Source organism: Microvirga sp. 2YAF29 (genome assembly GCF_052114605.1).
Lineage (GTDB): Bacteria > Pseudomonadota > Alphaproteobacteria > Rhizobiales > Beijerinckiaceae > Microvirga.
The window spans coordinates 300346-321402 of the sequence record NZ_JBFRFB010000004.1; the positions used below are offsets into that span (position 1 = coordinate 300346).

Below are 21057 nucleotides of genomic sequence, written 5' to 3' on the forward strand. Positions count from 1 at the left end.
GTAACGTAAGACACCACTCGGAAGCGGAGCCTGCTCAAAGCATTCTCTTCACAGCACGGTTATGTCCACCGCTTCGAATCCCAGCTTCTCCAGTCGCTGCGACAGCACACGCCGATGGCAATTGACGGGGTCCCGCTCGAAGCACAGGAGGCAGATCGGCCGGGATGCGGCAAGCGCCTCCAGATCACGAAAAGCCACCTGCGCATCCTCGGTCGCGAGCACCTCATCGCAATAGATGCGGCGCATGAGGTCCGCATCCCCTGCCCTTGCAGCCTGGCGGCCCTCTTTCGGCGTTCCAAGCTTGATGAAATGCTCGTAGCCGATGCCTTGGTTCGCCAAGGCATCGCGCAGGGCCGATTTGGAGAAGCCACGCTTGCGGGAGAGCGCGACCGCCCGCACATCGGCAAGCGTCGCCGCGCCTGCATCCTTCAGAGTGGTGAGGAAGCGGTCCACATCCGCTCCCTCATAGCCGATCGTAAAGACCTGCGGCTTCGCCATGCCTCAAAGGCCTGGCATGGGCCGCTGCGGAAGCTCGGGCTGCGTATAGGGACGCAACGCATCGGGAATCCGGAAGTCGCGGGGAACTTCGAAATCTCTCGCAGCACCATGCGATTGCTCGATGCCGCTCGGATAGCCCGTACGGTCCGAATAATCCTGTAGCGGCGGCAGTGGATGCGGGGTCTCGCGGCTCAACGTCTGCGCACAATAAACATCGAGCGCCGTCACGCCGGCAACCGCCGCCATGGCGATACCCACATTGCTCTTTTTCGGATTGTCGCCTTCGAGCGCCGTGGCGAGGGTCGCTAAGTCTAGCCCATCGCCCGCCACGCGCCCCCAAATCCAGGGTGTCGGATCCTTCGACGCAAGAATGCCGATGCCGGTCGCGATCTCACGCACGCCGTAGCCCGCGATCAATCCTTCCTGCCCCTTCATGCCGAGCGCACGGGCAAGCGTGCGCGGCGCAACTACCTCGGCGATGCCGAGAGCGATGGAGAAGAGACCGAGGCCTCGTGCCAGGGTATCGGTGGCCGTATCGGCGTGACCCTGCCTTCGGGTTCTGTCGGTTTCGTATCGCATGGTGTCACCTCTTATGGCTTGAGCACGACCTTGATGCAGCCGTCCTGCTTGTCGCGGAAGATTTTGTACATGTCGGGCCCTTCTTCGAGGCCAACCGTGTGGGTGATGACAAAGGAAGGATCGATCTGGCCATCCTCGATGCGGCGCAGAAGATCGTCCGTCCAGCGGTTTACATGGGTCTGTCCGGTACGGATCGTCAGCCCCTTGTTCATGATCGCACCGAAGGGGATTTTGTCGAGAAGTCCGCCATAGACGCCGGGAATCGAGAGAACGCCTGCGGGGCGGCAGACATAAGCCATCTCACGCAGCACGTGCGGACGATCCGTCTCCATCATCGCTGCCTGCTTCACGCGGTCATACATCGCGTCGATGGTTCCCGCCGCGTGGGCCTCCATGCCGACCGCATCGATGCACTTCTCAGGACCTTTTCCGTTGGTGAGCTCGTTCAGGCGTTCGATGACGCTTTCCTCATCGAAGTTGATGGTGATCGCACCACCGGCTTGCGCCATGGCAAGGCGTTCGGGAACGCGGTCGATCACGACGACCTGCTTCGCGCCGAGCAGGATCGCGCTGCGAACCGTCATCTGGCCGACGGGGCCCGCGCCCCAGATCGCCACCGTGTCGTCCGGCTGGATGTCGCATTGCACGGCGGCCTGCCAACCGGTCGGAAAGATATCGCTCAAGAACAGCAACTTCTCGTCCGGAATGCCGTTCGGCACCTTGATGTGCGTGGTGTCGGCGAAAGGAACGCGCAGATATTCCGCCTGCCCGCCCGGATAGCCGCCAGTGAGATGCGTGTAGCCGAAGAGGCCCGCCGTGGAATGTCCGAAGGCCTTCGCCGCGATATGGCCGTTGCGGTTGGTGCGCTCGCAGACGGAGAAGTTGCCGCGCTTGCACTGATCGCACTCGCCGCAGATGATGGTGAAAGGGATCACCACGCGATCGCCCACCTTCAGCTTCCCCTTGGCCTGCGCGCCGACCTCGACGACCTCGCCCATGGTCTCATGGCCCATGATGTCGCCGTTCTTCATGCCGGGCATGAAATGATCGTAAAGGTGAAGGTCCGAGCCGCAGATGGCGCAACTCGTCACCTTGATGATCGCGTCGCGCGGATGCTCGATCTCTGGATCTGGAACGGAATCGCAGCGGATATCAGTGGTGCCGTGCCAAACAAGCGCCTTCATCGAACTCTCCTTCAAGCCTCTTGGGAAACGGCCAAGCCTTGAAACTTGCCGGTCTTGCCGTTGGAATACTTCTTGGAGAGCGATGCGTTCCCTTTTACGCCCTAAATTTCCGGTTACACATTCATGGGAGCAAGGTCTCCCACATGCTCGGGAAGTCTGCGGATGAGATCCGCGAGCGCCGGCTCCAGCACCTGATGAGCGGCGTCCTCGACCGCGAACCACCGTGCCTCCCGCTGCCCTTTCTCCCGCCAGGACTTGAGTTGCTTGGAGACTTCAAGGGGGTAGACGTTCACGCGACACAGGTCGAAATGCGAGGCACGGCGCTTCCAGTAATCGTAATAACCCAGGGGCTCGTTCCTGATCTCGCCCTTGACACCGGCCTCCTCCTCCGCCTCCTGAGCAGCCGCCTTGTGGGGCTTCTTGCCCTTCATCGGCCAACCCTTGGGGATCAGCCACCGCTTCGTCTCGCGGGATGTGACGAGCAATACTTCGACCCTCCCCTCCCTGATGCGGAAGGGAAGCGCTGCGATCTGACTGAGCTCTTCTTTTGGGATGCGGGGCATTCGACGAGAGTAGGATACCAAGGGAGATAATTTGTAACGTAATTGATTTGAGCCGGCTAATAAAGGATCAATTCAGCAACATTGAGGGTATCGTCCTTCTCTGACAGCTAAGTGACTCTTCATTATCACATATCTGGATGAACGCCTGATAACTAACCGGCCCGACTTTTGATCCCTGGGGAGCGCCAAGACGCTATGACGACCAACGACCTGGATGTGAGATTTGCCGCAGCCTGCGCCATCGCGCGTGAGGCGGGCGTGCTGGCGCGCAAGCGCTTTCTTGAGCGCCCGCGCTCGCAGCGCCCCGACTTTAAGGGTCATCAGGACTTCCTGACGGCGACAGACGCAGAAGTGGAAGAGCTGATCCGCAGCCGCCTGACCACTCTCTTCCCCACCGATTCCTTCTTCGGCGAGGAAGGCGGCGGTTCCTTCGAGCGCGACGTCTGGGTGGTCGATCCCATCGACGGCACCGCCAACTTCGCCCGCGGCATTCCGCATTTCGCGATCTCCATTGCCTTCGTGCGCGACAACCGGGTGGAGATCGGCGTGATCTATAACGTCATGCATGCCGAACTCTATACAGCCCAGCGCGGAAGCGGGGCTTTTCTGAACGGCGAGCCTATCCGCGTGAGCGGCGTCGCCGACATGCGCCAGGCCACGGTGGAGGCCGGCTGGTCGTCGCGCCTGCCGCCGGAACCCTACATCGCCTCCGTGGAGAAATTGAAGAAGAGCGGTTGCAACGTGCGCCGCGCGGGCTCCGGCACGCTTGGCTTGGCTTACGTGGCCGACGGGCGCATCGACGGCTATTGCGAGCTTCACATCAATTCGTGGGATGCTTTGGCGGGGCTTCTCATCATCGAGGAAGCCGGTGGCTGGACGAACAACTTCCTCGCCAAAGACGGCTTGCGTAGCGGCAACCCCGTTCTAGGCTGCACGCCCGAGCTTGCTCAAGCCATCATGGCCGCGACAGGCATCGCTAAAGAGCCGTAACAGCTACACTATTCCGAAAATTCACGACTATCGGCGGCAAGGCTCTTGACCACGGGCTTCATTGGAGAGAGCTTAGCCGACCAACAAAAACCATAACAATCATCTACCGGGAGGATACTGATGAAACTGAAGAAGAATCTCATTGCGGCCACCATGCTCGCAGGCTCCATGACGGCTTTGTCGTTCCTGTCCGCAGGCGCGGCGCAGGCGCAGGGCGCGCTCGTCATGTATTGCGGCGTGCAGGAAGAATGGTGCCGCGCCATGGTCAACGCCTTCGAGCGTGAATCCGGCATCAAAGTCTCCATGACCCGCAAGAGCGCCGGCGAGGTCTTCGCTCAGGTGAAGGCGGAATCGGCCAACCCGCGCGCCGACATCTGGTGGGGCGGCACGGGCGATCCGCACATGCAGGCAGCCGAGGAAGGCCTGACCGTCGAGTACAAGTCGCCGAAGATGAGCGAGCTTCAGGACTGGGCCGTACGCCAGTGGGAGCAGTCCAAGCAGCGCACTGTCGGCATCTATTCGGGCGCTCTGGGCTTCGGCTACAACACGGACCTCGCCAAGTCGAACGGCGTCGGCGAGCCGAAGTGCTGGGCCGATCTCCTGAAGCCGGAACTGAAGGACGAAGTGCAGGTCGCCGACCCGAACTCCTCCGGCACGGCCTATACGCTGCTCGCCACCATCGTCCAGATCATGGGCGAGGATAAGGGCTTCGAGTACCTGAAGGCCCTGCACAAGAACATCAACCAATACACCAAGTCGGGCGCCGCTCCGGCGAAGGCCATGGCCCTTGGCGAAACCACCGCCGGCATCGCCTTCATGCACGACATCGTCACGATGGTCGTGGACAAGGCGCCTGTGAAGGTCGTGGCTCCCTGCGAAGGCACTGGATATGAGATCGGCTCCATGTCGATCATCAAGGGCGCCAAGAACTTGGACAACGCCAAGAAGTTCTATGACTGGGCCCTGACCGCCGATGCTCAGAAGACCGGTGCGGAGACGAAGTCGTACCAAGTGCCGTCCAACAAGGCCACGCCGATCCCGCCGGAGGCTCCGAAGCTCGGCGACATCAAGCTGATCAACTTCGACTTCGCGAAGTACGGCTCGTCTGAAGAGCGCAAGCGCCTCTTGTCCAAGTGGGACAACGAGGTGAAGAATCTGCCGAAATAGTCGGCCTGAATGCGGCCCGGCGGAGCGATGATACGCTCCGCCGGGAACTCTTTTTCATATGATCACTGTCAAAGCCGGGCTCCGACAGAGCCCCGCATCAGTCTTTACGCGAGAACAGACATGTCACGGGCAACCCTTGGCTGGATCGTTCTAGGCTGGGTCGGTTACGCCCTTCTGCCCTGGTATGGATTCGACCGCGCCGCCGCTCCCACCTTCATCGATTATTTCGTGGGCGGATCAGCACTCCTGCACAGCATGCGCGGCACCTGGTGGCTTCTGCCGATCCTCGTGCCATTGCTCATAAGCCTGCGCCCCGTGGCGCTGCCCTCGCTCTCCTCGAACAGCAATTGGCTTGTGGCATCGGGCGCTCTCGGGCTCGCACTGATCGTCCTTCAAGGCTTCGCCATCGGCCTCAACGGCTGGACTTTCGATGTCCTCAAGGGTGCCTTCGGTGAACCCGGGCCGAGTCAGGCCGGCATGGGCTATGGCGCGGCGCTCACGGCAACCGCTTTCCTCATCATTCTCTGCCATGGCCTTGCGGCGCGCGGCTGGTGCCGGGGCGATGCCTTCGTCACGTCCTCCATCGGCATCGTCATCGCGCTCATTCTCGTTTTCGTCTTCTTCCCCGTTTCCACGATCCTCGCCAGCGCGTTTGCCGACAATAACGGCAATTTCGCGCCTCTCGAATTCGTGGCGAAGTTCATGGACAGGTCGATCTGGGGCCTGGACTGCCTGACAGGCGACCTGCGCTGCGGCGTGGCCTGGAACACCCTGTTCCTCGGAGTGCTCGTTGCCTTCGGCACCACGGCGCTCGGCCTCGCCTTCGCGCTCATCGCAACGCGCACGGCTTTCCGCTACAAGAAGCTCCTGCGCATCATGAGCGTGCTGCCCATCATCACGCCGCCTTTCGTGATCGGCCTCGCGCTGATCCTGCTCTTCGGCCGTTCGGGCGCACTCTCCGTCGTGATGTTCGAATGGTTCGGCATTCCGCGCACGCGCTGGATCTACGGCCTTCCCGGCGTGTTCATCGCACAGCTCCTGGCATTCACGCCCATCGCCTTCCTCGTGCTCATCGGCGTGGTTCAGGGAATCAGCCCGACACTCGAGGAAGCCTCGCAGACTCTACGCGCCAAGAGCTGGACCACCTTCCTCACCGTGACGCTGCCGCTCATGCGGCCCGGCCTCGCCAATGCCTTCCTTCTCGGCTTCGTCGAGAGTCTGGCCGATTTCGGCAATCCGCTCGTGCTCGGCGGCAATTACGAGGTTCTTTCCACTAAAATCTTCTTCGCCGTCGTCGGCGCGCAGCAGGATCAGGGGCGAGCCGCCGTGCTGTCGCTGATCCTTCTCGCCTTTACCCTCGGTGCGTTCTGGCTGCAGCATGCCTGGCTCGGCAAGAAGGTCTACACCACGGTGACCGGCAAGGGCGATGCGGGCATTCCGCTGCCCCTTCCCCGCCGTGTGGCCATGGCCTCCTACTTCACGGCCATTCCGTGGGCGCTGTTCACGGTTGCCGTCTATGCGATCATCGTCGTCGGCGCCTTCGTGCGTTCCATGGGCCGCGACTACACGCCGACCCTCGAGCACTTCCTCACCGCCTTCCGCGTGGAGCGTGCCGATTGGGGTCTCTACTTCTCCGGCTCCGCGTGGAACTCGTTCTTCGCGACCGTGAAGGTGGCGGCTCTCTCCGCTCCGCTCACCGCCGCCATCGGCCTGCTGACGGCTTATCTTCTCACCCGCCAGCGCTTCTCCGGCCAGCGCTCGTTCGAGTTCGGCACGCTGCTCAGCTTCGCCATTCCAGGCACGGTCGTGGGCGTGTCCTACATCCTCGCCTTCAACGTGCCGCCGATCGAGATCACCGGTACGGGCTTCGTGCTGGTCATGTGCTTCGTGTTCCGCAACATGCCGGTGGGCGTGCGCTCCGGCATCGCAACGTTGAGCCAGATCGACAAGAGCCTGGACGAAGCATCCCTCACCCTCGGCGCGCGCTCGGCCACCACCATGCGCCGCGTGGTGCTGCCGCTGCTGCGCCCCGCCATCGTCGCATCATTGGTGTATTCCTTCGTGCGTGCGATGACAGCGGTCAGCGCCGTGATCTTCCTGGTCACCGCTGAGTACAACATGGCCACCACCTACATCGTCGGCCGCGTCGAGGCCGGTGAGTTCGGCCTCGCCATCGCCTATTCCACCGTGCTCATCGTAGTCATGCTGGTTGCCATCACGGCGATCCAGCTGGCCGTCGGCGAGCGGCGTCTCGGGCGCCGCTCCGCAAGCACCTCCACCACTCCCGTTGCCGTGCAGGCCATCCCATGAACCAGATGTCATCCTTAAGCACCCTGTCCCGCACCCCGGCCTCCAAGAAGCAGGCGGCGTCGGTCGAATTCCGCAACGTGACGAAGCGCTACGGAAACGTGACGGCTGTCGACAGCGTGTCTTTCACCATCGAGCCCGGTCAGCTCGTCACCCTTCTCGGCCCCTCGGGCTGCGGCAAGACCACGACGTTGCGCATGATCGCCGGACTTGAGATGGCGAGCGAAGGCCAGATCCTCATCGGCGGCAAGGACGTCACTCATCTCTCCGCCGCCGACCGTGACGTGAGCATGGTGTTCCAGTCCTACGCGCTCTTCCCGCATATGTCGGTGCTGGAGAACGTCGCGTACGGCCCGACCGTGCAGGGCATCTCGAAGAAGGACGCCAACGAGATGGCCATGGAGAAGCTTTCTCTCATCGGCCTCAAAGGTCTCGAGAAGCGCGCACCGTCCGAACTTTCCGGCGGCCAGCAGCAGCGTGTGGCCGTGGCGCGCGCGCTCGTGCTGGAGCCGCAGGTGCTTCTCTTCGACGAGCCCTTGTCCAATCTCGACGCCAAGCTCCGCCGCCGCGTGCGTGAAGACATTCGCGAATTGCAGCAGAGCCTCAATCTGACAGTCGGTTATGTCACGCACGATCAGGAGGAGGCGCTCGCCGTTTCCGACCACATCATCGTGATGTCGAACGCCCGCATCGCGCAGACCGGTACGCCCCGTGAGCTTTACGAGCAGCCGGCCGATCTGTTCGTTGCCGATTTCATCGGCGATGCCAACATCATTTCCGGCGAAGTCGTGGATGTGGTGGGCGCTGACGCCCATGTGCGGATCGGTTCCGCGACCCTTCATCTGCCTCATCGCAACGTGAGCAAAGGCCCCGTGAAGCTCGCCGTCCGCCCGGACGCCATCCTGATGAATGAGGACGCTGCTCCCGGCGCGATTACCGGCGAGGTGAAGAAGGCGTCCTATCTCGGCACACAGGTGGAATACGAGGTGGATAGCCCCATCGGCAACCTGTTCGTCGTGCAATATGCGCGGCCGGAGCCCTTGGCCATCGGATCGCCCGTCTCGATCTCCTTCGCGAAGAAGCGGGGCGTGGCCATCATTCCGAATGCGTGATGCCTAAACCGCGCCCTCATCGGGAATATTGAGGGTGGTGCCGCAGGCCTTGCAATGAACCGCATCCCTGTCATGCCGCTGCAACCCGCAGACGGGACAGGGATGGCGCACCTTGTTGGGCCTGAGCAGAACCTGAACGAGACGCAGGAAAAGCGTCACGCCGAAGATCATGATCACCACCGAAATCAGGTGGCCCAGCGTGCCGGTCAGCGTGATGTCTCCGAAGCCGGTGGTGGTGAGGGCGGCTATGGTGAAGTACAGCGCGTCGATGTAGTTGCCGATATGGCTGTTCGTCCAGCGCTGCGTCTCGTAGACGAAGCCCGTCATGACGAAGATGAACACGCCGAGATTGACGGCGGCGATGATCAGCTCCTCGTTGCGCCGGAAGAACGTGCTGTCCTTTCGCAACCGCGCCAGCAACTGATAGGTATGCAGGAGTCGCAAGGTGCGCAGGATGCGCAGGAACCCGATGCCCTCTCCGACGATGGGCGCCAGGAAAGACACGATGGAGGCAAGATCCGCAATCGTGATCGGATGCGCCAGATCTCGCCATGGAGTTCGGCTGATGGCGAGGCGCGCCACGAAATCGGCGAGGACAGCGAGACCGATGACCACATCGGCCCATTCCATGAAAGGCGAGCGCGGCAGGAAGGATGTGACGACGATGAACAAGATCGTCACCATATCGAAGACGAGCAGCCCATAGCGGAAACTGTGGGCCTCAACCGTATCACCTTCGTACAGCTCCCGGATTTTCCTGATGATCCTTGGCCGGGATGGCATTTCAGCTTGGCGGGATGAGGCTCGATCCATGGGCGGGAGCATGCTTTCTCTGGTGGTTGACCCCACCATTATCTATAAGGCAGACCTGCATTTCCAACAGGGTGCCTTTTTAGGCGAAACAGCGTATCACACGGTCGCACCCTGACTTTGCGAGAGACTTACCGATGCTCAAGGCTCTAATTTTCGATATGGATGGCACCCTGGTCCACAGCGACCCGATCCACCTGCGGGCCTTCGCCGAGGTTCTGGGGCCGCAGGGCGTTGCCATCGACGATGAGATCTATCACTCCACCATCATCGGACGCACTAACCCGGCGATCTTCGCCTCCCTCCTGCCGCATCTCGGTGTCGAGGATCACGAAGCCTTCGCTGACGAGAAGGAAGCCGCCTTCCGCCGCCTCGCGCTCGATCTGGAGCCTTTGGCTGGACTGATGGAGGTTCTGGACTGGGCCAAGGCGCAGGGCATCAAGATCGCGCTCGTCACCAACGCACCGCGCCTGAACGCGGACCACATGCTGGATGTGCTGGGCCTTGCCTCATATTTTCCGGTCCAGATCACCATCGATCAGGTGGAGCGCGGCAAGCCCGATCCCCTGCCCTACCTGACTGCGCTTGAGCGCCTCGGCGTGCGCGCCGACGAGGCCATCGCCTTCGAGGATTCGCCCTCGGGCATGAAAGCCGCCAAAGGCGCCGGGATCTATTCCTTCGGCGTGCTGACCGGCCTCAGCGCTGGGGAAATGATGAAGGCCGGCGCGGATGCCACGCTCGCCGATTTCCACGACGCCGGTCTATGGAACCTTCTGAAGCAGAAAAGCGCCGCCTAAAACCAGGGCTTAGGCGGCATCCGACCGCCGGCCCTCTGGTGAACCGGTCTCATCGAAACGCCGCCGCGCCTCGAGAATTTCGTCCCTGTTCTCGATGGCCCAGGCTCCGAGACCCCGTACAGTCTTGAGCAGGGAGCAACCCAGCCCTGTGAGCTCGTACTCCACACGAGGCGGAATCGTGGGGTAAACGGTGCGCGTGACGAGGCCATCGCGCTCCAGGCCGCGCAGGGTCAGCGTCAGCATACGCTGGGAAATGCCGCTGACGATGCGGCGTAACTCATTGAATCTTTTGGATCCTTCGCCAAGCTGCACGACGACCTGGACGCTCCACTTGTCGCCGACGCGGGACAGGATCTCAGTGACCGTATGACAGCTGGTGGGCACATGAATGTGACTGGGTGACATGAAAGTGCCTCCTTGCGCTGGGCCCAATAAGTTACTTAATGAGCCTCGGTTACAAAAGGGAACTTAAATATAGGTCCCTTGTTTTGCAAATCCAGGAGATACGATGGCTCTCAAGCTTCACACGATCGTCGCCAGCACCCGCCCTGGCCGGATCGGCCCCAGCATCGCCACATGGTTCAACGATTTTGCCGCCGAGCATGGCAAGTTCGACCCAGTGCTGGTGGACCTCGCCGATTTCAACCTGCCGGTCTTCAACGAGCCTGAGCATCCGCGCCTGCGCAACTATCATTATGCCCACACAAAGGCCTGGAGCGACAGTGTCGCCGAAGCAGATGCCTTCGTGTTCGTGACGCCCGAATACAATTTCGCTCCGCCGCCATCGCTGCTCAATGCGCTGAACTATCTGTCGCTGGAGTGGAACTACACTCCCGCCGGTTTCGTCAGCTATGGCGGAATCTCAGGCGGCATGCGCGCCGTTCAGCTGGCGAAGCAGATTCTCACCACCTTCAGGATGACGCCGGTTCCAGAAGGCGTGCCGATGCCGATGGTTTTCCAGAACCTGCAGAACGGCAAGCTCAACGCTCCCGACATCTACAAGACCTCGGCTGCCGCGATGCTGGACGAACTCCATGTCTGGGCCGAGGCCCTGAAGGGCGTTCGCTCCAAGCACAAGGCATCGCTGGAGCGCAAGGCGGAAGCTGCTTAATCGCTACGCCCCACATGCAAAAGGCATCGCTGCGAATAACAGCGATGCCTTTTCTTTTGTCAGATGGCTGAACTGATCAGAGCCGTCCGGCGAGCGCATCCTCCAAGAGCTTGCGCGAGCTCTCCTTGGTGATCGGCACCGGATTGCCGCCGGCGGTGGGATCGTTCGGCGCCATCTCCGACATCTCGTCAAAGCGAGCGGCGTCGACCTTCAGGCCTTCCAGCGTATGCGGCACGCCGAGATCCTTGCGGATTTTCAGCACCCAGTCGAGGAATGCCTGGAACGACGGCTCAAGCCCGATATAGGCGGCAAGACGCTCGATCCGCTGCTCGATAGCTTTGCGGTTATAGACCAGAACATACGGCATGAAGACTGCGTTGGTCAGGCCGTGGTGGGTGTCGTAGAGCGCGCCGGTCGGATGCGAGAGCGCGTGGATCGCGCCAAGGCCCTTCTGGAAGGCGGTGGCGCCCATGGCGGCTGCCGACATCATCTGCGCGCGGGCTTCGATATCCTTGCCGTCCTTATAAGCGCGCGGCAGGTATTCCTTCACGAGGCGGATGCCTTCGACCGCGATGCCGTCGGCCATCGGGTGATAGCCCGGTGCGCAATAGGCTTCGATGCAATGAGCCAGCGCATCGAGGCCCGTGCCCGCCGTGATGTGAGGCGGCATGCCGACCGTCAGCTCCGGATCGCAGATCACGATCTTCGGCATCATGAGCGGATGGAAGATCACCTTCTTGGTGTGCGTCGCTTCCTGCGTGATCACGCCCGCGCGGCCGACTTCCGAGCCCGTGCCCGCCGTTGTCGGCACAGCGATGATCGGCTGGATGCCCTTGGGGTCCGCGCGGGTCCACCAATCGCCGACATCCTCGAAATCCCACATGGGACGCGTCTGGCCCGCCATGAAGGCGATGACCTTGCCCGCATCGAGCGCGGAGCCGCCGCCGAAGGCGACGACGCCGTCATGCTTGCCTGCCTTCAAGGCTTCGAGACCCTTGTAGACATTCGTCTCGACCGGATTCGGCTTGATCTCGGAGAAGATCGCGGCCTTCAGTCCGGCGGAAAGCAGCTGGTCGAGCGCGGCCTTCGTCATCGGTTGCGTCGCGAGGAACGGGTCCGTCACGATGAGCGGAGCCTGCATGCCGACCGACTTGCAGGCTTCGGCCAATTCCGAGATGCGGCCTGCGCCGAAGCGGATTGCGGTGGGATAATTCCAGTTGGAGCGGGGAGACGTGGTCATGATGCTTTCAATCAGATCTGACGGAGGTGGTAGGATTTCGGACGGGTGAGCGACTCGTAGGCGAGACGCGACAGGCTTGCGCCACGACCCGTATCCTTCACGCCGGTCCAGGCGAGCGCGGGATCGAGATAGTCGCAGCGGTTCATGAAGACGGTGCCGGTCTCGAGCTTCTCGCCGATGGCTTCTGCCGCATCGACGTCGGAGGTCCAGATCGCGGCGGAAAGGCCATAGGGCGAGTCGTTCATGAGGTGGATCGCCTCCTCGTCGCCCTTCACCTTCATGATGCCGACGGTGGGACCGAAGCTCTCCTCGCGCATGACGCTCATGGTATGATCGACATTCGTCAGCACCTGCGGCGCAAGGTAAGCGGTGCTGCCCACGTCAGCCGCGAACTTCTTCGTGTCGATATGCGCCTTCGCGCCCTTCGCTACCGCTTCCGCATTCTGCTGGCGCACGAGATCGGCGAAGCGCTTATGCGCCATCGGACCGAGCGTGGTCGCTTCCTCCAACGGGTTGCCGAGCACGTAAGTGTTGACGAGGTTCACAGCGCCCTCGACGAAGCGGTCGTAATGCTTCTCGTGCACATAGATACGCTCGATGCCGCAGCAGCATTGGCCCGAGTTGAAGAACGCGCCGTCGACGAGGTTCTCGATGGCATGGTCGATATTCGCGTCTTCACGAACATAGGCCGGATCCTTGCCGCCGAGTTCGAGGCCGAGCGAGGTGAAGCTGCCGGCGGCTGCACGCTCGATGGAGCGTCCACCGGAGACGGAGCCGGTGAAGTTACAGTGATCGACAAGACCGTTACCCAAGATGCGGCTCGTCTGATCATGGGAAAGATGCATGTTCTGGAACAGGCCCTTCGGGATGCCCGCGCGGTCCATCGCCATCTGGAAGCGCTCGCCCGCCAGAACCGTCTGTGAGGCATGCTTGAGCAGCACCGCGTTGCCCGCCATGAGCGCGGGCACGACGGTGTTGATCGCTGTGAGATAAGGGTAGTTCCATGGCGCGATGACGAGCACGAGGCCGACCGGCTCACGCTTGATCATACGGTGGAAGCCTGGCTTCTCTTCCTCCGCAGGGATGTTCTGCAGGCTCTTTTCGGCGATGCCGATCATGTAGCGCGCACGCTCTTCCACGCCGCGGAACTCGCCGCCATAGCGTACCGGACGGCCCATCATCTGGGCGATTTCCGGCACCACCTCCTGGTTCATGGCGATCAGCGCATCGAGGAAGGCCGAGACCTTCGCAGCGCGTTCCGCGATCGGCACGTTGCGCCAAGCCTTTTGCGCAGCGCGCGCCGACGTAATGGCCGCGTCGATGGCGGATTCAGACATGATGGGGCGGCGGACGAGCTCGCGTCCATCGATGGGGGAGATAAGGACGATATCGGTATCAGTCATGATAATGTTCGAAGGACTATGATCCACACGGATCATAGTCCTCTCCTCTTTTAAGTTCGTGAAACTATTAAATGATTTCGAAGTAACGGGCGAGCTGCCAATCGGTGATGGCCTTGCGGGATTCCCTCTCCTCCCATTCGCGCGTTGACGCATAATGCTCGACGAAGGTGTCGCCGAAGAGCTGGCGCGCGGGCTGCGAGGCCCTCAACCGAGCAGCCGCTTCGCCCAGTGAGCGCGGTAAAGCCCGCTCCTTGGGGTGTTCGACCGCATAGGCATTGCCCTGAATCGGCTCACCCGGATCGACCCGGTTCTCGATGCCCCAGAGGCCGGTGCCGATGGCGGCGGCGAGCGCGATATACGGGTTGATGTCGGCGGCGGCGACGCGATACTCCACGCGCTGCGACTTTTCCGAACCGGGAATGACGCGAAGCGCCGTGGTGCGGTTCTCAACGCCCCAGGCGGAATCGGTCGGTGCCCAGAAACCGGGAATGAGGCGCGTGTAGCTGTTCACCGTGCAGGCGACCATCGCCAGCATCTCGGGCATCAGCTGCTGCTGGCCACCCACGAACCACCGCATGGCCTCCGACATGTTGTGCTTGGCATTGGCGTCATAGAACGCGCCCTTGCCGGTGTTGATGTCGCGCAGCGAGGTGTGAAGATGGCCCGACTGGCCGGGCCAGTCGTTCGACCACTTGGCCATGAAGGTCGCCATCCAGCCGCGTTTCTGGGCGAGAATCTTGGTATATGTCTTGAAGAGCGCGGCCTTGTCGGCAGCCTTAAGCGCATCGTCGACGCGGATCGCCGCTTCCAGCACACCCGGTCCTGTTTCGGTGTGCAGGCCCTCGATCTCGAAATCCATCTTGTTCGCGAGTTCGAGAAGCTCGTGATAGAAATCCGCGTGCACGCCCGAGCGCAGCACGGAATAGCCGAAGTAACCCGGAGTGATGTTCTTGAGGTTCTTGTAACCTTTTTCGCGCACGGAATGCGGCGTCTCCTCGAACACGAAGAACTCGAACTCGGCCGCCGCCGAGACGGCGAAGCCCATGTCCTCCGCTTTCTTCAGCACCCGGCGCAGCACGCCGCGCGGACAGGCCTCCTCGGCATAGCCTTCGAACTCGGCGAGGAAGAACGGTAGGTCGTTTTCGAATGGGATGAGGCGCATGGATTCAGGGATGATCCGCGCGGTCGCATCGGGATAGGCGGTATGCCAGCCCGTGAGCTTGGTGTTGTCGTAGAGCTGATCGTTGGAGTCCCAGCCCAGCACCACGTCGCAGAACCCGAAGCCCTTTTCGAGAGCGGACTCGAACTTGTCGCGGGCCATGTACTTGCCGCGCATGATGCCGTCCACGTCCGTGACGCCGATCTTCACGAAAGGAAGATCGCGGCTGCGGACGTACTCCGCGGCATCGGCGGCATTCTTGATCTTGGGAGCTGTCATGCTCGAAACCCCAAACGAGAAGATGAAAGGGAGCGCACATCATGCGCGCTCTCCAATTGCGATCAATAGGACTTGTATTCGGCCTCGCCCTTGGTGAGCGCGAACTCTTCCTCAGGCGAGAGGATGAGCTTGTGACGGCCGATCAGCAGGAAGTACGCCATCATGATGGCGTAGTAGATGGCGACGCCAATCACCGCCACCCGGAACACGGGGTCCGTGAACTGGAAGTACAGGGTGATGGCGGCGATGATCATGCAGACCGCAGCGCCCGCGATGCCGAACGGGCTCTTATAGGGCCGGGCCAGATGCGGAAACTTCTTCTTGAGGACGATGTAGGACATGCCCTGCATGAAGTAGGCCAGCATCGCGCCTGCGACCGCCATGTTGAGAAGCGTGCCGCCGATGACGGTGGCGCCTGCTTCCGAGCCGCGCACGAACCAGATGATCAGCATCACCGTCAGGCCGAGCAGCGCGCCGGTCACGAGAGCCACGTGAGGCGATTTGCGCGTTCCATGCGTCACCGACAGGAAGGACGGGAAGTAGCCTGCCCGCGAGAGCGAGTAGATCTGCCGTCCGAAGGCGAAGATGATCGTGTGGAACGAGGCGATGAGACCGATCACAGCCACCGCCGCCAGGATCTTGGCGATGTCCGAACCGAACAGAGTACGGAAACCGTCGAGAAGCGGTTCGCCCGACTTCGCGACGCCGAACGCGCCCGGCCCGATGCCCGAGTTCAGGAACACCACGCAGAAGGCCGAGGCGATCAGCGTGAAGATGCCGGCGATGATGCCCTTGGGCATGTCACGCTGCGGATCGTGCGTCTCTTCAGCCGCCAGCGGCAGCTGCTCGATGGCGAGGAAGAGCCACACGGCGAACGGCATGGTGGCGAAGATGCCGGCGATGCCCATGGGCAGGAACGGCCCGCCGCCATTCGGCAGCTCGGCGCCGTCGGAGCCGATGTTCAGTGCCCAGCGCGAGAAGTCGAACTGACCCGAAAGCAGAACCGACACGTAGAACACCACGAGGCATGCAAGCGCCAGCACGGTCACGGTCACGGTGACCTTGAAGGACAGCTCGACGCCGATGATGTTGAGCCCCACGAACAAGGCATAACAGAGCACCCAATAGACGGGCTGGAACTCCGGCGCGGTGCCGAAAATCGCCGACAGGTACGAGCCGATGAAGAACACGATCACCGCAGGGGTGAGCACGAACTCGATGTTCTCGGCGATGCCGGTGATGTATCCCGCCCACGGACCCATGGAGGTACGCGCGAAGGAATAGGCACCGCCCGTATGCGGCAGGGCCGGCGACATTTCCGCGATGGAGAAGGTCAGGCCCAGATACATGATGGCGATGATGATCGCGGCGAAGAACATAGAGCCGAAGCCGTTGGCCAGCCCCAGGTTCCAGCCGGAATAATGGCCCGAGATCACCGCGCCGACGCCGAGCGCCCAGAGCGACCAGACGCGGGCATGCCGCTTGAGGCGACGTGCCTCGAAATAGCTCTCATCGACGGTGGTGTAGGTAACGCCGGCGCTTTGTGCACCGGTTGGCGGGGCATGAACCCCGGAACTTCCTTGTCCGACTGACATCGACTCTTCCTCCAAGAATAGTCTGCCTCTGGAGCCACGGCGCATTATGCGTCGCGACCTTTGTCATAACGTCCCCGCGCCCTCCCTCAAAAGCGGCGCGAGACGGTTAGCCCACGACACCTGTCCGTCTTCCGTGCGGATCAGGTCGTTGCGGATCTCGATCATCAGCGGTGCGAGCCCGCGCCGAACGGCGTGGCGCTCCAGGGTGTGGAACACCCGGTCCGCTGGTGAATAGGGTTCGTTCATGCCCACGTTCAGCGAAGCGTCTTTGCGCAGGCTGGCTTCGGCAAAGCGCGCCAGTCGCTCGTCCTCGTCGAAAATGAGGCCGATCTGCCAGGGGCGCGGCACATCGCGATAAACGGGCGTGAAGGAATGAATGGAGACGACAGCCGCGAGCGTCCCGGCGGCCTTGCGCTCATCGGCGAAGTCTTCCACCGCATTATGGAAGGCCTCGTAGACCTCGCGAACGCGATAAGCCCGCTCATCCGCAGCAAGGTTTTGATTACCGGGGATGGAGGTGCGCTCGCTGAGCGTCCAGATCGAATCCGGCGCCGATGGCTCGCGGTTGAGATCGAGCACGAGGCGCGACACGCCGGCATGGATCAGCGGAGCATCGAGTAGCCGGGACAAGGCCTGCGCCACGCCGAGCGCGCCGGGATCCCAGGCAATATGGCTTTCGAGCTGTTCCGCATCGAGCCCGAGCGTGCCGTAGCGACCTGGCAGATGGTTGGAGGCATGTTCGCAGATGAGGAGGATCGGGGAACGCCCGTTCGGGTTCTCCACAATGGCAACGGGCTCCGCCGCCCCTGAGGCGGCATCAAGACCGGCAGCCATCCGACTCGCATGCACCATGCGGTCCTCCGTTATCCTGCCTTAAAGGCAGGTGAAGCCCCGATTGAACGCTTGATACGTTTCTTGGTCTTTTTCCTTCTTCTGAAATTTCTGGTACATGATTTCCAAGCCGTCAAGCCGGGAGAGTGAAACAATCCAACATGAAAGAGCACAGCGCCATTCGTGCCGGTGATCCCCCAAGCCTCGCCGAGCGCATCCGCCAGGAGATGGAATCCTTTACGCCAAGCGAAAAACGGGCCGCGCACCTGCTTCTGAGCCACTACCCCTTCGCGGGCCTCGATACCGTGGCGGAATTTGCCTCGCGGGCCGGAATTTCCGCGCCCTCGGCCCTGCGGTTCGTCACGCGACTCGGGTTCAGCGGCTTTCCGGACTTCCAGAAACACCTGCGCGAGGAACTGGAAGCACAACTCCTGTCGCCCCTCGCCAAGGCAGCCCCCACCGACAAAACGCAGGGCGATTCCCCCCTCGCCTCCTTCGCGGATGCGGTGATCGGCAACCTCAGCGCGACGGTGGAAAACATCGCGCCCGCCGAGTTCGAGGCCGTCGTCGCCCTGTTGAGCGATCCGCGTCGGTCGATCCATTTCACGGGTGGGCGCTTTACCGGCGCGCTCGCGCGCTATGCGGAGAGCCATCTGCGTATCGTGCGCAGCCAAGTGGATTTCATCGAAGGCCAGCCGGCCCTCTGGCGCGACCGGGTGATCGAGATTGGCAAGAAGGACGTGATCGTCGCCTTCGATATCCGCCGGTATCAGGAGGATGTGACGGCCCTTTGCGAAACGGCCGCCAAGCAAGGAGCGACCGTGGTCCTGCTCACCGACCCCTGGCTGTCTCCCATCGCCCGCGTCGCGCGCCATGTGCTGCCGGCGCATATCGTGGTGCCGTCGAACTGGGATTCATCCGCCGGCATGCTGCTTCTCACCGAAGCCCTCGTGGCGGCGGTCACCAAGCGCCTGTGGGAGACGGCCAAGCCGCGCATGGAAGCGGTCGAGCGGCTGCGGAGCGGCGCTCCTTAAACCTTCTCTCGCTGCAGCCACGCCACCATGAACGGCAGCGCGAAGGCGATGCCGAGGAAGCGGACTAGGTGGTGAATGCCCACATAGAGCGGATCGAGACCGAGCACGAGGGCGAGAACGGTCATGGCCTCAAGGCCGCCCGGCGCGAAGGCGACGAGGCCGTTGGCGAAGCTGACGCCGGCGACCCAGGCCGCGACAGCCGCGAAGACGGCGGCGACCGTCATGCCCATGGCGAAGGACCCGATGGAGGCGACCAGCGCCTTTTTCAGGGCCGAGCGCTGGATGTTGCGGAACCGCCCGGCGATGAACAGCCCGATCAGCACGAGGCCGCAGGTGGCGATGGCGGGCGGCATGACGCCGTCGATGGCACCCGTCCCATGCCCCAGGGCGCTCACGATGGTGCCGCCCAACAAAAGGGGCGCAGCCACATTCAGTCTGTTGAGGATCTCTCCCACGCTCAGGCCGAGAAGAAGCATGATGCCTATGCTGGCGGCGCCGGCAATCGGCATCCCGACACCCACGAGCATGCTTCCGGTGCCGGTTTCTCCCGTCAGCACCACTAGGGCGGGGAGCAGCACGACCAGGAACAACAGGCGGACATTCTGGACGATGGCGACGGAAGGCACATCCGCCTTCTGGTCGGCCGCAACCGCCATCACCGTCGAAAGCGCGCCGGGCGCGGAGGCCAGAACGGCATCGGCCTTCCGCCAGCCTGAGATGCGCATGAGCCAGAGCGAGGATGCGCCAGAAATCGCGATGACGCCGATCACTAGCAGAATCAGGCTTCCCGGATAGCGCCCGATGGCGGCGATGGCCTCAGGCGTCACCGCCGCGCCCATGGCGCATCCCGAGATCAGCATCGCGATATCCACCAGCCCGCGCGGCATCGGCACTGCCCAGGGTGTCATTCCCCAGAGGATAGCCGCGATGGCCGCGCCCGACAGCCATGCTGCCGGAAGCCCGAGCGAATGGAAGACGAGGCCGCCGAGGCCTGCCACGAGGATTTGGGTGAGGTGAGCGAATATGAGGCGCATGACGAGAACGCTTCAATGAACGCCGGCGACGCTTTGGTCAAATGCGGCTGATGCGCATTGGCCATGCGAATGCGGTCTGTCTCGGCAGCGTTTCACGCAGCTCAGCCGACCAGCCGGGGCAACGCCTCGCTGATGCGGCGCACGGCTTCCACCAGGTCTTCGTGCTTGCGCAGATAGCACAGACGCAAATACCCCTCGCCCGCCTCGCCGAAGGCGGAACCGGGAGCAAGCCCGACATTCGCCTCGTCGATGAGCCTGAACGCGATGTCCTTGGAGCTGGTCGCGCCCTTGATCTTGAGGAAAGCGTAGAAGGCGCCTGCGGGAAGCGGCAGTTCCACGAGGCCCGTCTCGGTCAGAGATGCCACGATCTCGCGACCGCGCTTGGCGCGGGCGATCTGATCGGCGATGAAATCCTCGCCCTGCTCCATGGCAGCCACGCCGCCGCGCTGGATGAAGACCGGCGTTCCCGATGTCTGATACTGAACGAGGTTCTCGATCACCTGGCCCAGAGCCGGCGGCGCCTCCAGCCAGCCGAGACGCCAGCCGGTCATGGCCCAGTTCTTGGAGAAGGTCTGCACGAACAGCACCTTGTCCTCATGCTCCATCACATCGCGGAAGGACGGCGTGCGTCCCTCGATGTCGAATGCGGGATCGTGGACGAAGCGGCTGTAGATCTCGTCGGCGACGATCCAGAGCCCATGCCGCCGCGCCATGCTCAGGACGAGGCGCAGATCCTCATGGCTTGCTGTCCAGCCCGTGGGGTTCGACGGCGAGTTGATGACGATGGCGCGGGTGCGCGGCGTGATCGATTGTTCGAGCCGCTCGAAATCCAGATGCCAGCCCTTCGCGTCGATAGTCATGGGCACGCCCACGGGCCGCGCGCCGGAAATGGTGATCGCGCCCGCGAAGTTCGGCCAAGCGGGCGTGGGTATGAGCACTTCGTCGCCGGTGCCGGAGATCATGCGGAAGACGATCTGCATCGCGGGCATGCCGCCTGAGGTGACGAAGAAGCGCTCGGGGTCGAACGGCTTGCGGTAGACCCGCTCGTGATAGGCGGCGATGGCCTGGCGCAGTTCCGGAATGCCGCGCTGATAAGTGTAGAAAGTTTCGCCCTCGCTCAAAGATCGGGCCGCCGCCTCGCAGATGAAGGACGGCGTCTTCAGATCGCCCTCGCCCACCCAGAGCGGAATGATGCCGGGCTTGTTGCGTCCATAGCTGAACACATCGACGATGCCGCTCGTGGGAGCCTGCTCCGCCTCGGGGCGCAGATTGAGAACGGACGGAACCGGTGCGGATGCGTTCATGGGAATTTCCTTGCAGACGGACGAACAGGCATGGCCTGTTCACCGGCTCAAGGCAAGACC

At 62.4% G+C, this 21057-nt stretch carries 20 protein-coding genes; 7 read left to right on the forward strand and 13 right to left on the reverse strand.

Annotated features, from left to right (window positions below; genetic code table 11):
• Nucleotides 1-48 precede the first annotated feature (48 nt).
• The 4 genes from AB4Y85_RS07770 to AB4Y85_RS07785 form a co-directional block, all read right to left on the reverse strand.
• Nucleotides 49-498, reverse strand: a complete 450-nt coding sequence (locus AB4Y85_RS07770) for a DUF488 domain-containing protein (RefSeq protein WP_441984297.1) — start codon at nt 496-498, stop codon at nt 49-51.
• Between the two features lie 3 nt (nt 499-501).
• Complete coding sequence (locus AB4Y85_RS07775; protein ID WP_441984298.1) at nt 502-1077, reverse strand: cyclase dehydrase; 576 nt, start codon at nt 1075-1077, stop codon at nt 502-504.
• Between the two features lie 11 nt (nt 1078-1088).
• On the reverse strand, nt 1089-2261 hold the full coding sequence (locus AB4Y85_RS07780) for a zinc-dependent alcohol dehydrogenase (protein ID WP_441984299.1): 1173 nt from the start codon (nt 2259-2261) through the stop codon (nt 1089-1091).
• A gap of 113 nt (nt 2262-2374) precedes the next feature.
• Nucleotides 2375-2824 carry an NUDIX hydrolase gene (locus AB4Y85_RS07785; RefSeq protein WP_441984300.1) on the reverse strand — a complete coding sequence of 150 codons (450 nt, stop codon included), beginning with the start codon at nt 2822-2824 and terminating at the stop codon, nt 2375-2377.
• A gap of 195 nt (nt 2825-3019) precedes the next feature.
• On the opposite strand from AB4Y85_RS07785, the gene AB4Y85_RS07790 reads away from it, so the two are divergent.
• The 4 genes from AB4Y85_RS07790 to AB4Y85_RS07805 all read left to right on the forward strand — a co-directional run bounded on the left by AB4Y85_RS07790 (nt 3020) and on the right by AB4Y85_RS07805 (nt 8400).
• On the forward strand, nt 3020-3814 hold the full coding sequence (locus tag AB4Y85_RS07790; RefSeq protein WP_441984301.1) for an inositol monophosphatase family protein: 795 nt from the start codon (nt 3020-3022) through the stop codon (nt 3812-3814).
• A 120-nt stretch (nt 3815-3934) separates the two neighbouring features.
• Nucleotides 3935-4981 carry an ABC transporter substrate-binding protein gene (locus tag AB4Y85_RS07795; protein ID WP_441984302.1) on the forward strand — a complete coding sequence of 349 codons (1047 nt, stop codon included), beginning with the start codon at nt 3935-3937 and terminating at the stop codon, nt 4979-4981.
• A 120-nt stretch (nt 4982-5101) separates the two neighbouring features.
• Entirely contained in the window at nt 5102-7291 is a 2190-nt protein-coding gene (locus AB4Y85_RS07800) for an ABC transporter permease (protein ID WP_441984303.1), read from the forward strand.
• 5 nt (nt 7292-7296) lie between these two features.
• The gene (locus AB4Y85_RS07805) at nt 7297-8400 is read left to right on the forward strand and encodes an ABC transporter ATP-binding protein (protein WP_441984343.1); all 1104 of its coding nucleotides are present in this window, start codon (nt 7297-7299) and stop codon (nt 8398-8400) included.
• A gap of 3 nt (nt 8401-8403) precedes the next feature.
• On the opposite strand, the gene AB4Y85_RS07810 is transcribed toward AB4Y85_RS07805, so the two are convergent.
• Nucleotides 8404-9183, reverse strand: coding sequence for an ion transporter (locus AB4Y85_RS07810; protein WP_441984304.1), 780 nt, complete (start codon nt 9181-9183; stop codon nt 8404-8406).
• A gap of 164 nt (nt 9184-9347) precedes the next feature.
• Between AB4Y85_RS07810 and AB4Y85_RS07815 the strand changes: the two genes are divergently transcribed.
• The gene (locus tag AB4Y85_RS07815; protein ID WP_441984305.1) at nt 9348-10007 is read left to right on the forward strand and encodes an HAD family hydrolase; all 660 of its coding nucleotides are present in this window, start codon (nt 9348-9350) and stop codon (nt 10005-10007) included.
• A 9-nt stretch (nt 10008-10016) separates the two neighbouring features.
• Here the strand turns inward: AB4Y85_RS07815 and AB4Y85_RS07820 are convergent, their stop codons facing one another.
• On the reverse strand, nt 10017-10412 hold the full coding sequence (locus tag AB4Y85_RS07820) for a winged helix-turn-helix transcriptional regulator (RefSeq protein WP_441984306.1): 396 nt from the start codon (nt 10410-10412) through the stop codon (nt 10017-10019).
• Nucleotides 10413-10515: 103 nt separating this feature from the next.
• Between AB4Y85_RS07820 and AB4Y85_RS07825 the strand changes: the two genes are divergently transcribed.
• Nucleotides 10516-11118 (forward strand): NADPH-dependent FMN reductase, encoded by a 603-nt coding sequence (locus AB4Y85_RS07825; RefSeq protein ID WP_441984307.1) that lies wholly within the window; start codon nt 10516-10518, stop codon nt 11116-11118.
• A gap of 76 nt (nt 11119-11194) precedes the next feature.
• Here the strand turns inward: AB4Y85_RS07825 and AB4Y85_RS07830 are convergent, their stop codons facing one another.
• The 5 genes from AB4Y85_RS07830 to AB4Y85_RS07850 all read right to left on the reverse strand — a co-directional run bounded on the left by AB4Y85_RS07830 (nt 11195) and on the right by AB4Y85_RS07850 (nt 17628).
• A complete protein-coding gene (locus AB4Y85_RS07830; protein ID WP_441984308.1) occupies nt 11195-12358 on the reverse strand; it encodes an iron-containing alcohol dehydrogenase in 1164 nt (387 codons plus the stop codon).
• Nucleotides 12359-12369: 11 nt separating this feature from the next.
• On the reverse strand, nt 12370-13761 hold the full coding sequence (locus AB4Y85_RS07835) for an aldehyde dehydrogenase family protein (protein ID WP_441984309.1): 1392 nt from the start codon (nt 13759-13761) through the stop codon (nt 12370-12372).
• A 67-nt stretch (nt 13762-13828) separates the two neighbouring features.
• Entirely contained in the window at nt 13829-15199 is a 1371-nt protein-coding gene (locus AB4Y85_RS07840; protein WP_441984310.1) for a glutamine synthetase family protein, read from the reverse strand.
• 62 nt (nt 15200-15261) lie between these two features.
• The gene (locus AB4Y85_RS07845; protein WP_441984311.1) at nt 15262-16794 is read right to left on the reverse strand and encodes an amino acid permease; all 1533 of its coding nucleotides are present in this window, start codon (nt 16792-16794) and stop codon (nt 15262-15264) included.
• A gap of 63 nt (nt 16795-16857) precedes the next feature.
• Entirely contained in the window at nt 16858-17628 is a 771-nt protein-coding gene (locus AB4Y85_RS07850; RefSeq protein ID WP_441984344.1) for an N-formylglutamate amidohydrolase, read from the reverse strand.
• A 158-nt stretch (nt 17629-17786) separates the two neighbouring features.
• On the opposite strand from AB4Y85_RS07850, the gene AB4Y85_RS07855 reads away from it, so the two are divergent.
• Nucleotides 17787-18659, forward strand: a complete 873-nt coding sequence (locus AB4Y85_RS07855) for a MurR/RpiR family transcriptional regulator (RefSeq protein ID WP_441984312.1) — start codon at nt 17787-17789, stop codon at nt 18657-18659.
• On the opposite strand, the gene AB4Y85_RS07860 is transcribed toward AB4Y85_RS07855, so the two are convergent.
• The gene (locus tag AB4Y85_RS07860; protein WP_441984313.1) at nt 18656-19693 is read right to left on the reverse strand and encodes an AbrB family transcriptional regulator; all 1038 of its coding nucleotides are present in this window, start codon (nt 19691-19693) and stop codon (nt 18656-18658) included. The genes AB4Y85_RS07855 and AB4Y85_RS07860 overlap by 4 nt on opposite strands.
• Before the next feature lie 101 nt (nt 19694-19794).
• The gene (locus AB4Y85_RS07865; RefSeq protein WP_441984314.1) at nt 19795-20997 is read right to left on the reverse strand and encodes a pyridoxal phosphate-dependent aminotransferase; all 1203 of its coding nucleotides are present in this window, start codon (nt 20995-20997) and stop codon (nt 19795-19797) included.
• Nucleotides 20998-21057 lie beyond the last annotated feature (60 nt).

What these genes read in the sequence shown, in the direction of transcription:
- AB4Y85_RS07865 (WP_441984314.1), bottom strand. Translation starts at nt 20,997, where the DNA reads ATGAACGCATCCGCACCGGTTCCGTCCGTTCTCAATCTGCGCCCCGAG.
- AB4Y85_RS07810 (WP_441984304.1), bottom strand. Translation starts at nt 9,183, where the DNA reads ATGCCATCCCGGCCAAGGATCATCAGGAAAATCCGGGAGCTGTACGAA.
- AB4Y85_RS07840 (WP_441984310.1), bottom strand. Translation starts at nt 15,199, where the DNA reads ATGACAGCTCCCAAGATCAAGAATGCCGCCGATGCCGCGGAGTACGTC.
- AB4Y85_RS07775 (WP_441984298.1), bottom strand. Translation starts at nt 1,077, where the DNA reads ATGCGATACGAAACCGACAGAACCCGAAGGCAGGGTCACGCCGATACG.
- AB4Y85_RS07800 (WP_441984303.1), top strand. Translation starts at nt 5,102, where the DNA reads ATGTCACGGGCAACCCTTGGCTGGATCGTTCTAGGCTGGGTCGGTTAC.
- AB4Y85_RS07790 (WP_441984301.1), top strand. Translation starts at nt 3,020, where the DNA reads ATGACGACCAACGACCTGGATGTGAGATTTGCCGCAGCCTGCGCCATC.
- AB4Y85_RS07795 (WP_441984302.1), top strand. Translation starts at nt 3,935, where the DNA reads ATGAAACTGAAGAAGAATCTCATTGCGGCCACCATGCTCGCAGGCTCC.
- AB4Y85_RS07805 (WP_441984343.1), top strand. Translation starts at nt 7,297, where the DNA reads ATGTCATCCTTAAGCACCCTGTCCCGCACCCCGGCCTCCAAGAAGCAG.
- AB4Y85_RS07815 (WP_441984305.1), top strand. Translation starts at nt 9,348, where the DNA reads ATGCTCAAGGCTCTAATTTTCGATATGGATGGCACCCTGGTCCACAGC.
- AB4Y85_RS07820 (WP_441984306.1), bottom strand. Translation starts at nt 10,412, where the DNA reads ATGTCACCCAGTCACATTCATGTGCCCACCAGCTGTCATACGGTCACT.
- AB4Y85_RS07825 (WP_441984307.1), top strand. Translation starts at nt 10,516, where the DNA reads ATGGCTCTCAAGCTTCACACGATCGTCGCCAGCACCCGCCCTGGCCGG.
- AB4Y85_RS07835 (WP_441984309.1), bottom strand. Translation starts at nt 13,761, where the DNA reads ATGACTGATACCGATATCGTCCTTATCTCCCCCATCGATGGACGCGAG.
- AB4Y85_RS07770 (WP_441984297.1), bottom strand. Translation starts at nt 498, where the DNA reads ATGGCGAAGCCGCAGGTCTTTACGATCGGCTATGAGGGAGCGGATGTG.
- AB4Y85_RS07855 (WP_441984312.1), top strand. Translation starts at nt 17,787, where the DNA reads ATGAAAGAGCACAGCGCCATTCGTGCCGGTGATCCCCCAAGCCTCGCC.
- AB4Y85_RS07780 (WP_441984299.1), bottom strand. Translation starts at nt 2,261, where the DNA reads ATGAAGGCGCTTGTTTGGCACGGCACCACTGATATCCGCTGCGATTCC.
- AB4Y85_RS07830 (WP_441984308.1), bottom strand. Translation starts at nt 12,358, where the DNA reads ATGACCACGTCTCCCCGCTCCAACTGGAATTATCCCACCGCAATCCGC.
- AB4Y85_RS07860 (WP_441984313.1), bottom strand. Translation starts at nt 19,693, where the DNA reads ATGCGCCTCATATTCGCTCACCTCACCCAAATCCTCGTGGCAGGCCTC.
- AB4Y85_RS07845 (WP_441984311.1), bottom strand. Translation starts at nt 16,794, where the DNA reads ATGTCAGTCGGACAAGGAAGTTCCGGGGTTCATGCCCCGCCAACCGGT.
- AB4Y85_RS07850 (WP_441984344.1), bottom strand. Translation starts at nt 17,628, where the DNA reads ATGGCTGCCGGTCTTGATGCCGCCTCAGGGGCGGCGGAGCCCGTTGCC.
- AB4Y85_RS07785 (WP_441984300.1), bottom strand. Translation starts at nt 2,824, where the DNA reads ATGCCCCGCATCCCAAAAGAAGAGCTCAGTCAGATCGCAGCGCTTCCC.